Annotated in this window: 16 protein-coding genes; 5 read left to right on the top strand and 11 right to left on the bottom strand. The window is 53.7% G+C overall.

Going from position 1 to position 13,073, the window contains the following annotated elements; translation table 11 throughout:
- Window positions 1-24 precede the first annotated feature (24 nt).
- Genes OGY71_RS11160 through flgB form a run of 7 tightly spaced genes read right to left on the bottom strand, consistent with a single transcriptional unit; the run spans window position 25 to window position 5,206 of the window.
- Window positions 25-723 carry a flagellar basal body L-ring protein FlgH gene (locus OGY71_RS11160; RefSeq protein ID WP_032934415.1) on the bottom strand — a complete coding sequence of 233 codons (699 nt, stop codon included), beginning with the start codon at window positions 721-723 and terminating at the stop codon, window positions 25-27.
- A 57-nt stretch (window positions 724-780) separates the two neighbouring features.
- Window positions 781-1,563: a flagellar basal-body rod protein FlgG gene (gene flgG, locus OGY71_RS11155; protein ID WP_003036202.1), complete on the bottom strand. Its 783-nt coding sequence runs from the start codon at window positions 1,561-1,563 to the stop codon at window positions 781-783.
- Between the two features lie 13 nt (window positions 1,564-1,576).
- Window positions 1,577-2,332, bottom strand: coding sequence for a flagellar basal body rod protein FlgF (locus OGY71_RS11150; RefSeq protein ID WP_003832161.1), 756 nt, complete (start codon window positions 2,330-2,332; stop codon window positions 1,577-1,579).
- Between the two features lie 20 nt (window positions 2,333-2,352).
- A complete protein-coding gene (flgE, locus tag OGY71_RS11145) occupies window positions 2,353-3,645 on the bottom strand; it encodes a flagellar hook protein FlgE (RefSeq protein ID WP_286613314.1) in 1,293 nt (430 codons plus the stop codon).
- Between the two features lie 26 nt (window positions 3,646-3,671).
- Window positions 3,672-4,370: a flagellar hook assembly protein FlgD gene (gene flgD, locus OGY71_RS11140; RefSeq protein WP_003832158.1), complete on the bottom strand. Its 699-nt coding sequence runs from the start codon at window positions 4,368-4,370 to the stop codon at window positions 3,672-3,674.
- An 11-nt stretch (window positions 4,371-4,381) separates the two neighbouring features.
- Entirely contained in the window at window positions 4,382-4,786 is a 405-nt protein-coding gene (flgC, locus tag OGY71_RS11135; protein ID WP_003036191.1) for a flagellar basal body rod protein FlgC, read from the bottom strand.
- A gap of 3 nt (window positions 4,787-4,789) precedes the next feature.
- Window positions 4,790-5,206 (bottom strand): flagellar basal body rod protein FlgB, encoded by a 417-nt coding sequence (flgB, locus tag OGY71_RS11130; protein ID WP_003036189.1) that lies wholly within the window; start codon window positions 5,204-5,206, stop codon window positions 4,790-4,792.
- 157 nt (window positions 5,207-5,363) lie between these two features.
- Here flgB and flgA point away from each other — a divergent pair, with 157 nt between their 5' ends.
- From flgA to flgN, 3 genes are all read left to right on the top strand, one after another.
- Complete coding sequence (flgA, locus tag OGY71_RS11125; RefSeq protein ID WP_003832155.1) at window positions 5,364-6,023, top strand: flagellar basal body P-ring formation chaperone FlgA; 660 nt, start codon at window positions 5,364-5,366, stop codon at window positions 6,021-6,023.
- 93 nt (window positions 6,024-6,116) lie between these two features.
- Complete coding sequence (gene flgM, locus OGY71_RS11120) at window positions 6,117-6,410, top strand: flagellar biosynthesis anti-sigma factor FlgM (RefSeq protein WP_003832153.1); 294 nt, start codon at window positions 6,117-6,119, stop codon at window positions 6,408-6,410.
- A 3-nt stretch (window positions 6,411-6,413) separates the two neighbouring features.
- Window positions 6,414-6,836, top strand: a complete 423-nt coding sequence (gene flgN, locus OGY71_RS11115) for a flagella biosynthesis chaperone FlgN (RefSeq protein WP_003036178.1) — start codon at window positions 6,414-6,416, stop codon at window positions 6,834-6,836.
- Window positions 6,837-6,921: 85 nt separating this feature from the next.
- On the opposite strand, the gene murJ is transcribed toward flgN, so the two are convergent.
- From murJ to rimJ, 4 genes are all read right to left on the bottom strand, one after another.
- Window positions 6,922-8,457: a murein biosynthesis integral membrane protein MurJ gene (gene murJ / locus OGY71_RS11110; protein WP_003832150.1), complete on the bottom strand. Its 1,536-nt coding sequence runs from the start codon at window positions 8,455-8,457 to the stop codon at window positions 6,922-6,924.
- Window positions 8,458-8,679: 222 nt separating this feature from the next.
- Window positions 8,680-9,603 (bottom strand): Gfo/Idh/MocA family protein, encoded by a 924-nt coding sequence (locus OGY71_RS11105; protein ID WP_126318501.1) that lies wholly within the window; start codon window positions 9,601-9,603, stop codon window positions 8,680-8,682.
- A gap of 1 nt (window position 9,604) precedes the next feature.
- Window positions 9,605-10,252, bottom strand: coding sequence for a YceH family protein (locus OGY71_RS11100; RefSeq protein WP_284961743.1), 648 nt, complete (start codon window positions 10,250-10,252; stop codon window positions 9,605-9,607).
- Window positions 10,253-10,286: 34 nt separating this feature from the next.
- Window positions 10,287-10,871 (bottom strand): ribosomal protein S5-alanine N-acetyltransferase, encoded by a 585-nt coding sequence (gene rimJ, locus OGY71_RS11095; protein ID WP_003832145.1) that lies wholly within the window; start codon window positions 10,869-10,871, stop codon window positions 10,287-10,289.
- Window positions 10,872-11,130: 259 nt separating this feature from the next.
- Here rimJ and mdtH point away from each other — a divergent pair, with 259 nt between their 5' ends.
- A complete protein-coding gene (mdtH, locus tag OGY71_RS11090; RefSeq protein WP_003832142.1) occupies window positions 11,131-12,339 on the top strand; it encodes a multidrug efflux MFS transporter MdtH in 1,209 nt (402 codons plus the stop codon).
- Window positions 12,340-12,453: 114 nt separating this feature from the next.
- A complete protein-coding gene (locus OGY71_RS11085; RefSeq protein ID WP_020996498.1) occupies window positions 12,454-13,014 on the top strand; it encodes a lipoprotein in 561 nt (186 codons plus the stop codon).
- The last annotated feature ends 59 nt before the right edge of the window (window positions 13,015-13,073 follow it).

Below are 13,073 nucleotides of genomic sequence, written 5' to 3'. Positions count from 1 at the left end.
AGATTTAAACACTGGGTACCTCGCTTACATCGGCGACAAGTTAAGGAAGAAACGCTGCAACCAGCCCATATTCTGCGCTTCATTGATGTAGCCGTTACCGACGTACTCAATACGCGCGTCCGCAACCTGGGTTGACGGTACGGAGTTGCTGCCACTGATGGTGCGCGGGTTTACAACCCCGGAGAAGCGGATGAATTCAGTGCCCTGATTTATAGCGATCTGTTTTTCACCCACGACATGTAAGTTGCCATTCACCAGTACCTGATCGACCGTTACGGTCAGCGTACCACTGAAGGTATTTCTGGCGTTCGCGCCGCCTTTACCGTTAAAGGAGTTACCGCCGGAGGCTTCTACGTCGGCACGTTCGTTACCGAACAATCCTTCCAGATAGCGCGGTACGGTATCAAAGCCAAAGTTTGTCTTGCCGTCGCGGCTGGCATTCGCCGAAGAGCTTTTGCTCGCGCTGACGTTTTCCTGCAATACGATGGTCAGCGTATCGCCAATATTGCGTGGACGACGGTCTTCAAAGAGTGGCTGATAACCATAGTTAATCGGTTGTGCCGACTGGAAGATTGAGCCATTCGCCACCGGCGTTGGACCTGGAACGGGCTGGGCAGACGTTGCGCCCTGCACGAGCGGCGTGGCCGGGATCCAGGCACATCCTGTTAGTGAAACCACCAGCAGGGCTAAAATTGGGTATGGGTGAAGCGCGTATTTTCGCATTGCGGTCATCTTCAAAATCAGTGTGCCGGTGAGATTTTCACCCCACCGGGCTCCACTTTAGAGTTGCGTCAGTTTTTGCAGCATCTGATCGGTGGTCGATACCGCTTTACTGTTGATTTCGTAAGCGCGCTGAACCTGGATCATGTTTACCAGCTCTTCCGCCACGTTGACGTTAGAGGTTTCAACATAGCCCTGGTACAGCAGACCCGCGCCGTTCAGCCCTGGCGTGCTCTCATTCGGCGCACCGGATGACTGCGTTTCGGTGTACAGATTCTCACCAATGCTTTCCAGACCGGTATCGTTCATGAAGGTTGTCAGGTTAAGCTGCCCGACCTGAACAGGCGCCGCCTGCCCCTGTTGTGTCACGCTGACAATACCGTCGCGTCCAATGGTGATACTGAGCGAGTTAGCCGGAATAGTGATGGCAGGCTGAACCTGAAAACCACCCGCCGTCACCAACTGACCGTTCTGATCCACCTGGAAAGAACCGTCGCGGGTATAAGCGGACGTACCATCTGGCAACATGACCTGGAAAAAGCCCTGGCCTTTAATCGCCACATCTTTACTGTTGTTGGTCTGCGACAGGTTACCCTGGCTGTGTAAACGCTCGGTCGCAACCGGACGTACGCCGGTACCAATCTGCAAACCAGACGGCAGTGTGGTCTGCTCAGAAGACTGTGCACCAGGCTGACGAATCGTCTGGTACAACAGATCTTCAAATACGGCACGTTGGCGCTTAAATCCGTTGGTGCTGACGTTTGCCAGGTTGTTGGCAATCACATCCATGTTGGTTTGCTGCGCATCCAGGCCGGTTTTGGCGATCCATAATGAACTGATCATAAAATGTCCTGTATTAACTCATCGACAGCAGTTGGTTGGCGCGGCCCGCGTTATCATCCACGCTACTGATAATTTTCATCTGCATTTCAAAGCGGCGGGCGTTGGCGATCATGTCACTCATCGCAGCAACCGGTTTAACGTTACTGCCTTCCAGCACGCCCGACATCACGCGAATGCTGGGGTCAGCCTGTAACGTCGCACCACGGGTAGCCTGTGCGGCCTGGGTCAGGCGGAACATACCGTCATCACCACGTTGCACTTCAAGCCCTGTTGCCTTCACCAGCTTCAGCCGCCCCACTGGCGCGACCGTATTAGCCGGATCGCCAGGGTTAAGTGCAGAAATTGTCCCGTCCGCCGCAATGGTGACTTCTGAACCTTCCGGTACGGCTATCGGTCCAGCTTCGCCAATTACCGGGTGTCCCTGGATAGTCAGTTCACCCGTAGGGCTTACCTGAATAGCGCCGTTGCGGGTATATCCTTCGCTACCGTCTGCGGTCTGCACAGCCAACCAACCATCCTGTTGCAGCGCCACATCCAGCGGGCGGGAGGTATAGTCCATCTGACCGGGCGTCATATCGGCCCCCGGCGTGGAGGCCACCACCAGCGTACGCGTCGGTAAAGACAATCCTTCTACAGGAACCGCGCGCAGCGCATTGAGCTGCGCACGAAACCCTGGCGTGGAGGCGTTTGCCAGGTTGCTGGCCGTCACCGCCTGTTGATTCAGCGTCTGACTGGCCGCGCCCATAGCGGTATAAATTGCGTGATCCATTAAGCTATCCCGTCAGGCGCTTAGCGCAGGTTGACCAGCGTGTTGAGGATCTGATCCTGGGTTTTGATGGTCTGCGCGTTCGACTGATAGTTACGCTGAGCGACGATCATATTCACCAGTTCTTTACTCAAATCCACGTTTGACGCTTCCAGCGCACCGTTGGTCAGTTTGCCGAAGTTACCTTCGCCTGCGGTACCCAGCAGCGCCACGCCGGAAGACTGAGTCGCCGCCCAGACGTTGTCGCCCTGAGACGCCAGACCTTCGTTGTTGGCAAAGTTTGCCAGCACGATCTGCCCCAGAACCTGTTGCTGTTCGTTGGAGTAGTTACCGACCACCGTACCGTCATTGTTAATCTGGTAGCTCACCAGATCGCCCGGCTTGTAGCCGTTCTGATTCGTGGCGACGATGTTGTTGGCACCGGTGTTCTGCTGCATGGAGTTCAGGAAACTCAGAGAGAAGTTCGCAGGAACTGCGCCATTGATCGTACCGGTGGAGATCTGAATTTGCGGTTGGGCATTAGCTGGACCTTCAACGGGGATTTTTGGTCCATCCGGATCTGCTGGATCGACTGGCACCGTCCCTGCAACATAATTATTCACAGAAGTCAGCGTACCGTTAGCACTAAAGTTCATCACCGCATTCTTACTGGCAACTGAACCCGCAACGCTGGCGTCCTGGGTGTAGACATCCCATTTGTTAGGGCCTGTTTTGACATAAAAAATGTTCATGTCATGAGCGTTACCCTGGCTATCGAAAACGGTAACACTGCCTTTTTTGTTGTAGGAATCGGCATCGCTTGGGTTAAACGGGGTCTTGGTAGGGACCTTGTCAGTGGAGTTCAGGTTGACCTGCATTGACGCAGTGGTGGTTGATTTAGCCGCCATCAGCGTATTCGGGATAGTGATCGGTGCCGGGTTCGCACCCTGCTGAACTGTTGGCGGTGTACCGGTAGCCGGATAGCCCGTCAGCTGCAGCCCCTGCATGTTAACGATATTGCGGTTTTCATCGAGCTTGAATTGACCGTTACGGCTGTAGAAAACGGAACCGTTGCTGTCTACCATACGGAAAAAACCGTTCTGGCTGATAGCAACATCCAGACCACGTCCGGTGTTGGTGGTCGTACCGTCGGTAAAGTCCTGAGTAATACCCGCAACTTTAACGCCCAAACCGACTTTCGAACCGGCAAACATATCGGCAAAAGATGCCGTGCCAGATTTAAAACCGTAGGTGGCGGAGTTGGCGATGTTGTTACCAATGACATCGAGGTTGGTCGCTGCAGCGTTCAGACCGCTGACCGCTTGAGAAAAGGCCATGACTTACTCCTGATAAGTGTGAAGGCTTAAATTATCTGTCGTACTTCGTCGAGGGTGGTGGTTCCATAGGTGCCCAGATCCAGCGTATTACCGCCGTTACTGCGAATAACGCCCTGCACCAGCGCAAACTGAAGCGGCTGGGCCACCAGTTGCGTTCCGCCATTACTGGCAGCAATTGACACGTTGTAAGAACCGCTTGGTGCATCCGTGCCATCGGTCATGGTGCCGTCCCAGGTAAAGGTATGAACGCCCGCTTTCAATCCACCAATATCGATGGTTCGTACCACTTTGCCGTCTTTATCGGTAATGGTTGCGGTAACCTTATCTGCCGGTTGCTGCAGCTCAACGCCAAATGGTGTTGTCGTGGTTTTGGCACCTTCTTCTGTCCCTTTACCGGTCAGGATGGTGGTACCCGGGATCATGACACCGTGGCCAATCAGCGTACTGGCCTGCAGTGACTGACTGTTGTCGATCTGCCCGGAGATCGATCCCAGCGTAGTGTTCAGCTTCTCAATCCCGCTCACGGTACTGATTTGCGCCAACTGGGTAGTCAGTTCGTTGTTTTGCAGCGGGTTGGTAGGATCCTGGTTTTTCAGCTGTGCAACCAGCAGCGTAAGAAAGCTGCTTTGCAGGTCAGCAGCGTTGCTGCCCGTCAGTGAGCTATTCCCCGTGGCGGCATTAACCCCCGTCGTGCTCGGGTCATTCATTTTTACAGCAATAGACATGTGCGCCTCCTTTACTGGCCTAGCGTCAACGTTTTAAGCATCAAGCTTTTCACGGTGTTGAGCACTTCGACGTTTGCCTGATAGCTACGTGAGGCAGACATGGTGTTGACCATCTCGCCAACAACGTCCACATTCGGCATTTTCACGTAGCCATTCGCATCGGCCAGCGGATTACCGGGTTCATAAACCAGCTTATCCGGCGCCTGACTTTCAATGACGTCAGCAACTTTTACGCCACCGGTTGCCGCACCTGGCGCGGCATCTACCTGAAAAACAACCTGTTTCGCGCGATACGGCTGACCGTCGGGTCCGCTGACGCTATCCGCATTCGCCATGTTGCTGGCCGCGACGTTCAGGCGTTTAGACTGAGCCGTCAGCGCAGAACCTGCGATATCAAAAATATTTAACAGCGCCATGAATTAGTTCCCTCCTTGCAGCACGTTCATCATGCCTTTGATTTGTCCACCCAGCGCGGTCAGCCCCATTTGATACTTGAGGCTGTTGTCTGCAAATTGCGTGCGCTCCCGGTCCATATCTACCGTGTTGCCATCAAGAGATGGCTGGTCAGGAATACGGTAGAGCAGCTCCGTAGACGGCGCAGAAACGGTCTGGGCCGGAATGTGTTGTGCAGAGGTCAGCGTCAACGAAACGCCGCCGGTTTCTTCCCGTCCTCGCACCATGACTTTTTTTAATTCACTGGCGAAATCCAGGTCGCGCGCCTGGTACCCCGGCGTGTCGGCATTGGCAATGTTGGCCGCCAATATTTCCTGGCGTTGGGCGCGCAAATTCAGCGCTTCCTGTTGAAAACGTAAGGCGGCGTCGAGCTTATCGAGCATATCTCCTCCGCAAATGACAAAATTCAGCCGACAGCTTAAATCCCATTACGCGCGCGTTATCGCCGGAATAAACGCAAAATGCGTCGCTATTTGTTGCGTTGATGACTGCGTCACACAGGTAAAATCCTGCCACTACCTGAAAAAGCGCGAGGTTTTGATGCAAACGTTTAAACGTGGAATAGTCGTGGCAGCATTGCTGTTCAGCCCTATGACGCTGGCACAAGACCTGAATTCGCAGCTAACGGCATGGTTTTCCCAGCGCCTGGCCGGATTTAGCGATGAGGTGGTGGTCACTATCCGAACGTCACCTAACTTACTGCCGAGCTGTGAGCAACCAGCATTAAGCGTGTCAGGTAGCGCAAAACTGTGGGGTAATGTGAATGTGCTGGCTCGCTGTGCCAACGAAAAACGTTATCTGCAGGTGAACGTGCAGGCGACGGGAAACTACGTTGTTGCCGCTGCGTCCGTAGCGCGAGGTAGCACCCTGACCCCGGCCAGCGTAACGCTGAAACGTGGTCGACTGGACCAACTACCGCCGCGCGCGGTGCTGGATATGAGTCAGGTGCAGGATGCAGTGAGCCTGCGCGATCTGGTGCCGGGCCAACCGATACAGCTTTCGATGTTGCGCCAGGCATGGCGGATCAAGGCCGGTCAGCGCGTACTGGTTATTGCCAACGGAGATGGCTTTCGGGTCAATGCCGAAGGTAAAGCGCTGAACAACGCCGCTGTCGCACAGAATGCGCGAGTGCGGATGATTTCAGGCCAGGTGGTGAGCGGCGTCGTCGATTCTGATGGGAATATTCTTATTAACCTATAATAGGTTAAAGATTTTTTAGCGTGTGCCGATAGATAAACAACCAATGATTACAGCGGGCCGCTATAGCGTAACCCCTCGATGAGGAAAAATAAAATGAGCATTGATCGTACCTCACCATTGAAGCCAGTAAGCACCGTTCAGCCGCGTGAAACCAGCGATGCGCCGGTACAAAAAGCGCGGAAGGAAAAAACCACCGCGACCACCAGCACCAGCGTCATGCTGAGCGACGCCCAGGCCAAACTGATGCAGCCTGGCACCAATGACATCAATATGGAACGCGTGGAAGCACTGAAAACCGCAATCCGTAACGGTGAATTGAAAATGGATACCGGAAAAATTGCCGACTCGCTGATTCGCGAGGCGCAGAGCTACCTACAGAGTAAATAAAGTATGACTCGTTTGTCAGAAATACTTGACCAGATGACGACTGTCCTCAATGACCTGAAAACGGTAATGGATGCTGAACAGCAGCAGCTTTCCGCAGGGCATATCAACGGCAGCCAGCTACAGCGTATTACAGAAGAAAAAAGCTCCTTGCTGGCAACCCTTGATTATCTTGAGCAGCAGCGCCGCCTGGAGCATGACGCCACGCGCAGCGCCAATGATGAGATTGCTGAACGCTGGCAGACTATCACCAAGAAAACACAGCATTTACGCGACCTCAACCAGCACAACGGTTGGCTGCTGGAAGGGCAGATCGAGCGTAATCAACAAGCAATACAAGTGCTGAAACCACACCAGGAACCGGCGTTGTATGGCGCAAACGGTCAAACCTCTGCTGCGCACCGCGGCGGGAAAAAATTCTCTATTTGATATCAGCCTGATAACGTTTTGCTTATCAGGCCTACGCCTTTTGTAGGCCGGATACGGCGTTATGCCGCCATCCGGCATTGATCCATTACGCCGTCCGGCGCACAAACTCTTTTACTTTAAAGCCCAGTACGGCGAGTGCTGCGAAGTAAGCGGCAATACCTGCCACCACGACCGCCATCAGACGCAGCAGACGCCACAACATCGTTCCCTGCGACCAATCCGGCATGATGTAGAGCATCCCAACCAGCACCGCAGACATCACCAGCACGGAAATCACCAGACGCGCCAGGAACCAGCTCCAGCCCGGTTGTGGGGTAAAGATTTTCTGTTTCCGCAGTTGCCAGTACAGCAGTGAAGCGTTCAGACATGCCGCCAGACCAATCGACAGCGACAATCCGGCATGCTTTAACGGCCCGATAAACGCCAGGTTCATCACCTGGGTCATAATCAGCGTCACAATGGCAATCTTCACTGGCGTTTTAATATCCTGGCGCGAGTAAAAGCCCGGAGCCAACACTTTCACCACGATCAAGCCAATCAAACCTACCGAGTACGCCACCAGCGCACGCTGGGTCATCGCGGCATCAAAGGCGGTAAATTTACCGTACTGGAACAGAGACACCGTCAGCGGTTTGGCCAGAATACCCAACGCTACGGCACTCGGTAATGCCAACAGGAAACACAAACGCAGGCCCCAGTCCATCAGGCGACAATATTCATCATGATTACCGCTGGAAAAACTTTTGGACAGCGATGGCAGCAGGATAGTCCCCAGCGCCACGCCCAGAACACCGGACGGAAACTCCATCAGACGGTCAGCATAATACATCCATGAAACTGAGCCAGAGGCCAGAAACGAGGCGAAAATCGTATTGATGATCAGTGAAATCTGACTGACCGATACCCCAAGGATCGCTGGCCCCATTTGCTTGACGACACGCATCGCCCCTGCATCACGGAAGTTCACGCGCGGCAGCACCAGCATGCCAATTTTCTTCAAGTGCGGAAGCTGATAAATCAGCTGTAGCACGCCGCCAACCGTAACGGCCCACGCCAGCGCCAGCACCGGCGGGTTAAAATAGGGTGCCGCAAATAGCGCGAAGCCGATCATGCTGATATTCAGAAAGGTCGGGGCAAATGCAGGAATGGAAAAGCGGTTCCAGGTATTAAGGATCGCACCAACCAGTGAGGCCAGTGAAATCAGTAGAATATAGGGAAAAGTGATCCGCAGCAGTTGAGTGGTCAGCGCAAATTTATCCGCTGTGTCGGCAAATCCCGGCGCGGTAACTAATATCACCCATGGCGCAGCCAACATCCCGGCTACCGTCACCACGGCCAGCGCCAGCGTCAACAGTCCGGAAACGTAGGCAACAAACACGCGGGTAGCATCTTCCCCCTGCTTGCTTTTGTACTCAGCAAGAATCGGCACAAATGCCTGCGAAAATGCGCCTTCGGCAAAAATTCGGCGCAACAGGTTAGGAAGTTTGAATGCCACAAAAAAGGCATCTGTCGCCATCCCTGCACCAAAGATTCTGGCGACAATCGCATCACGCGCAAAACCCAGCACACGTGAAAACATCGTCATCGAGCTGACGGCTGCCAGCGACTTTAATAAATTCATCTATGTTGTATTCCAGACTCTGAGGCAAAACCCCGACAAACCTGCCCGTAGGTCGGATAAGGCATTCTCGCCGCCATCCGACACTTTTGCAGTGCCTGATGGCGACACCCTGGCACCTTATCAGGCCGACAAACCAGCCTATGGTTGAAAAGAGGTGTTATTTTGAGTGGGCATATAGTACCTGGATTACAATGAATTACTACCGCCAGATGTTACAGGGGATTATTCAGCCATCGCCTCCCGCCACAGCTTTTCAACAACACGCTGGGCCAGTAGCGCCTGCTCGCCTGCCGTCTGGGGAACCGTCTGATTTTGCACGCACTCAATGAAATGACGCGCACATCCGGCAAAACCACGCTGTTCTAAGGTCGTTTGCCAGCCCGCTATCGGCTTATGAATAACACCTTGCCCACGCTCTTCCCGCCATTCCCGCATATCAGTTACGTCAATCAGGCCGCCGTCCGTCACCGCCTGCACGCTCTCGCGCTGGCTACCGGCACGGCGATGCATACTGGTCGTTATCTGCATTTGACCGACAGAAAAATGATGCTCGGCGTAGAGCATCGCACCAGATTCATTGGTCAGCAGCGTGCCGTTATTTAACTGCGCCTGCCCTCCCGCCAGCCACAAAGCGGTATCGACAACGTGCAGATAGTCGTCCAGCAGAGTGAAGCGCAGATCGTGCGGCCCAACGCTATCCGTACGGTGCTTATCCATACGTACAGACGCTGCACTGCCCAACTGGGTTTTGAGATCCTGGTACAGCGGTGCAAATCGACGGTTAAACCCGACCATCAGCGTGAGTTTTTTCCGCGCGGCCAGCTCGACCAGTTGCTCAGCCTCGTGCAGATTTTCCGCCAGCGGTTTATCCACGCACACGTGGACTCCGGCATTCAGCAATTCACTAACTACCGCATAGTGCGTCGCGGTACTGGAATGGACGAAAACCGCGTCGCAGGTTTGCGCCAGATTCTTCAATGAATCCACGTAGGGTATTCGCCAGGTGTCACAGATACGCTGTGCTTTATCGCGCGAAGGTGAAAAGGCGCCTTGCAGCGTCCAGTCCGCGGAGGTGCCCAGCACGGGTAGCCAGGCCTTTTGTGCAATACCGCCCAGACCGGCTACGCCGATACGTAATTTATTCACGTTAGTCTCCCAGGTGCGCCAGCAAGGAATCGAGTCGCTGCTTAAGTTCTGCGACTTCCGTTTCTAGCGCTTCCACGCGCGCATGCAGATCGCCGGAGGCCGCAGGGAGTTCATCTGCCGCAGCAATGGCTTCATCAACCTCACCACAAAACAGGTGCATATAGCGACTTTCACGTTTGCCCGGCTCGCGCACCAGACGGACCACATAAGGTCCATCTTCCCGGGTCGCCAGATTTTCCAGCGTCGACTCCACTTCGGCCATGTCGCTGAATTCGTACATACGGGATGCGCGGCTACGCAGTTCACCAGGCGTCTGAGCGCCCCGCAGCAGCAGTGTGGTGATTATGGCCACCTCTGCGGCACTAAGTTTCAGATTGCCAAATTCAGAGTTGCAGAAACGCTGCTCATATTTCGTGACGCGATTGCCAAAGCCGCTCACCGTGCGCAGAAAATGTCGCTTAACCAGGTTATCCAGTTGCTCCTGCACGTCCGATTCCGACAGGTTCATCACCGGTTCACGATTTGTTTTTTGATTGCAGGCTGTTACGACTCCATTAACGGAGAGTGGGTACTGTTCCGGCGTGGTCACTTGTTTTTCTAATAAACAGCCAATCACTCGTGCTTCGGTGGCGGTTAATTCGTATTTCATCGTCTTCTCCATTAATCATGGCTGCATCTGAAACTTAGCGGCCGGGGGTCCATTCTGATGTGGTCAACGCCGTCAGCACGTGATCGCGCCACTGCCCGTCAATCAGCAGGTAGTCTTTGGCATACCCTTCTTTTTCAAAACCCAGTCGTGCCAGCAGGTCACCGCTGCGCTTATTATGTGGCATGTAGTTAGCCATAATGCGATGAATATGTTGCGTGCGCTGCATATAACGGATGGCCGAGGTTAAGGCTTCATACATTAGCCCCTGCCCCTGCCACTTCTGCGCAATGGAGTAGCCGAGATAACAGGCATGGAAGGATCCCCGCACCACGTTTGAGAAGTTCGCAACGCCGATAATTTCTTTTTCGTCCGGATCGAGCAGCGCAAAATAATAGGCGGTGCCCTGTTTATGAAACTCAGAGATCATGCTCAGACGCGCCTGCCAGCCGGACGGATAGCAGTGGCTTTCATCGCGAATAGGTTCCCAGGGTTTTAAGAAATGACGATTTTCTGCGTAATAATCTGCCAGACGCCAGGCATCACGCTCATGCACTAAACGCACGACCAGGCGGTCGGTGGTTAAGCGCACTTTTGGCACGTTACTGCGATAGCCAAACATTCTATACCTACTCCTTCCCGTAACGTCTTCAATACGCTATTCGCATTACTATACCTGTGCGAATGCACCCTGTGAAAAGAGCAAAATGCCATTTTTTGAATTATTCACACATTTTGATGAAAACTCTCTATCAAGACGGACTTTTGATAAAAAAATATTGTCCCGCGAAGGGTGGGAAAAGCGATGACGACACCGCAGAATAGGAGGTGCTTATCTTTTAAACTCTATCCAGAGTGACGAGTTTTTCCCTGGAGGGGAAATGTCGCAAGTCTCGCAGGCAAGGAACCTGGGTAAATACTTCCTTCTCATCGATAATATGCTGGTCGTGCTGGGTTTCTTCGTCGTTTTCCCGCTGATCTCAATTCGTTTCGTCGACCAAATGGGCTGGGCCGCCGTGATGGTCGGTATTGCACTAGGATTACGTCAATTTATCCAGCAGGGGTTGGGTATTTTCGGCGGCGCTATTGCGGACCGTTTTGGCGCAAAACCGATGATAGTCACCGGCATGCTGATGCGCGCTGCCGGGTTCGCCACCATGGGCATTGCCCATGAGCCGTGGCTGCTGTGGTTTTCCTGCTTTCTCTCCGGACTGGGCGGTACACTATTCGACCCACCCCGCTCGGCGCTGGTGGTTAAACTGATCCGCCCGGAAAAGCGCGGGCGCTTTTTCTCTATTCTGATGATGCAGGATAGCGCCGGGGCCGTGGTTGGCGCATTGCTTGGCAGTTGGTTATTGCAATACGATTTCCGTCTGGTCTGTGCCACCGGCGCAATTTTGTTCGTTCTGTGCGCGGCGTTTAACGCCTGGCTGCTCCCGGCATGGAAGCTGTCGACGGTGAAAATTCCAGTGCGCGAAGGGATGAGCCACGTGATGCATGACAAGCGCTTTGTCACCTATGTGCTGACGCTGGCAGGCTATTACATGCTGGCAGTACAGGTGATGCTGATGCTGCCAATCATGGTGAACGACATCGCAGGCTCTCCGGCCGCCGTGAAATGGATGTATGCCATCGAGGCGTGCCTCTCATTGACGCTGCTCTACCCGATTGCCCGCTGGAGTGAAAAACGTTTTCGCCTTGAACATCGTCTGATGGCCGGTCTGCTGGTGATGTCTCTGAGCATGATGCCCATCGGTCTGGTCGGGAATTTGCAGCAATTGTTCACCCTGATCTGCACATTCTATATTGGCTCGATCATCGCCGAACCCGCGCGTGAAACCCTGAGCGCCTCACTGGCGAACGCTCGGGCCAGAGGAAGCTATATGGGCTTCAGCCGACTGGGACTCGCTATCGGTGGCGCGATTGGTTATATCGGCGGCGGCTGGCTGTTTGACATGGGCAAGGCCCTGGCACAGCCTGAACTGCCCTGGATGATGCTCGGTATTATCGGCCTCATCACCTTCCTGGCACTGGGCTGGCAGTTCAGTCTCAAACGCCCAACGCGAGGCATGCTGGAGCCAGACGCCTGATAGCCGAGCCTACTTCCGGGCGCTTTTCAGTTTTTTCTGCTGGCGTCCGGGGCGCTGGTACTCGATGATGCTTTGTGTCACGATTACGCCACATGCATCATGTTGAGGAACCCCATGAAAAAGTTTTTTTTTGCCGCTGCACTGATTGTCAGCGGCCTGTTGGTTGGTTGTAATCAACTCACGCAATACACGGTTAGCGAGCAAGAAATTAATCAGGCCCTGGCAAAGCATAATAACTTTTCTAAAGATATCGGCTTGCCCGGCGTTGCTGAAGCACACATCGTACTAAATAATCTCGCCAGTCAGATTGGCCGTGAAGAACCCAATAAAGTGACGCTGACCGGTGACGCCAACCTGGACATGAATTCCCTGTTTGGCAGTCAAAAAGCGACCATGAAGCTGAAGTTAAAAGCCTTACCGGTATTCAACAAAGAGAAAGGCGCAATTTATCTGCAAGAGATGGAAGTCGTGGATGCGACCGTTACACCAGAAAAAATGCAGTCGGTACTGCAAACGCTGATGCCTTATTTAAACCAGTCGCTGCGTAACTATTTCAACCAGCAGCCAGCCTACATTCTGCAGGATGACAGCAGTCAGGGTGAAGCTCTGGCGAAAAAACTGGCGAAGGGAATTGAGGTGAAACCGGGGGAAATCATCATCCCGTTCACCGACTAATAAAACTGAGGGCGCCGATGCGCCCTTTTTTTTCGTGCAAACGAAAACGTTTCCGCTTA

This window comes from Citrobacter sp. Cpo109 (assembly GCF_030332565.1).
In the GTDB taxonomy this organism is placed as follows: Bacteria; Pseudomonadota; Gammaproteobacteria; order Enterobacterales; family Enterobacteriaceae; genus Citrobacter; species Citrobacter portucalensis.
Note: the sequence above shows the minus strand (reverse complement) of the source record. Positions and strands in the feature narration are given on the sequence as shown.

Excerpts from the sequence above, each read along its gene's own strand:
- OGY71_RS11160 (WP_032934415.1), bottom strand. The coding sequence starts at position 723 with ATGCGAAAATACGCGCTTCACCCATACCCAATTTTAGCCCTGCTGGTG.
- mdtH (WP_003832142.1), top strand. The coding sequence starts at position 11,131 with ATGTCGCAAGTCTCGCAGGCAAGGAACCTGGGTAAATACTTCCTTCTC.
- flgM (WP_003832153.1), top strand. The coding sequence starts at position 6,117 with ATGAGCATTGATCGTACCTCACCATTGAAGCCAGTAAGCACCGTTCAG.
- flgG (WP_003036202.1), bottom strand. The coding sequence starts at position 1,563 with ATGATCAGTTCATTATGGATCGCCAAAACCGGCCTGGATGCGCAGCAA.
- flgC (WP_003036191.1), bottom strand. The coding sequence starts at position 4,786 with ATGGCGCTGTTAAATATTTTTGATATCGCAGGTTCTGCGCTGACGGCT.
- flgD (WP_003832158.1), bottom strand. The coding sequence starts at position 4,370 with ATGTCTATTGCTGTAAAAATGAATGACCCGAGCACGACGGGGGTTAAT.
- flgB (WP_003036189.1), bottom strand. The coding sequence starts at position 5,206 with ATGCTCGATAAGCTCGACGCCGCCTTACGTTTTCAACAGGAAGCGCTG.
- OGY71_RS11085 (WP_020996498.1), top strand. The coding sequence starts at position 12,454 with ATGAAAAAGTTTTTTTTTGCCGCTGCACTGATTGTCAGCGGCCTGTTG.
- flgE (WP_286613314.1), bottom strand. The coding sequence starts at position 3,645 with ATGGCCTTTTCTCAAGCGGTCAGCGGTCTGAACGCTGCAGCGACCAAC.
- flgA (WP_003832155.1), top strand. The coding sequence starts at position 5,364 with ATGCAAACGTTTAAACGTGGAATAGTCGTGGCAGCATTGCTGTTCAGC.
- flgN (WP_003036178.1), top strand. The coding sequence starts at position 6,414 with ATGACTCGTTTGTCAGAAATACTTGACCAGATGACGACTGTCCTCAAT.
- murJ (WP_003832150.1), bottom strand. The coding sequence starts at position 8,457 with ATGAATTTATTAAAGTCGCTGGCAGCCGTCAGCTCGATGACGATGTTT.
- rimJ (WP_003832145.1), bottom strand. The coding sequence starts at position 10,871 with ATGTTTGGCTATCGCAGTAACGTGCCAAAAGTGCGCTTAACCACCGAC.
- OGY71_RS11150 (WP_003832161.1), bottom strand. The coding sequence starts at position 2,332 with ATGGATCACGCAATTTATACCGCTATGGGCGCGGCCAGTCAGACGCTG.
- OGY71_RS11100 (WP_284961743.1), bottom strand. The coding sequence starts at position 10,252 with ATGAAATACGAATTAACCGCCACCGAAGCACGAGTGATTGGCTGTTTA.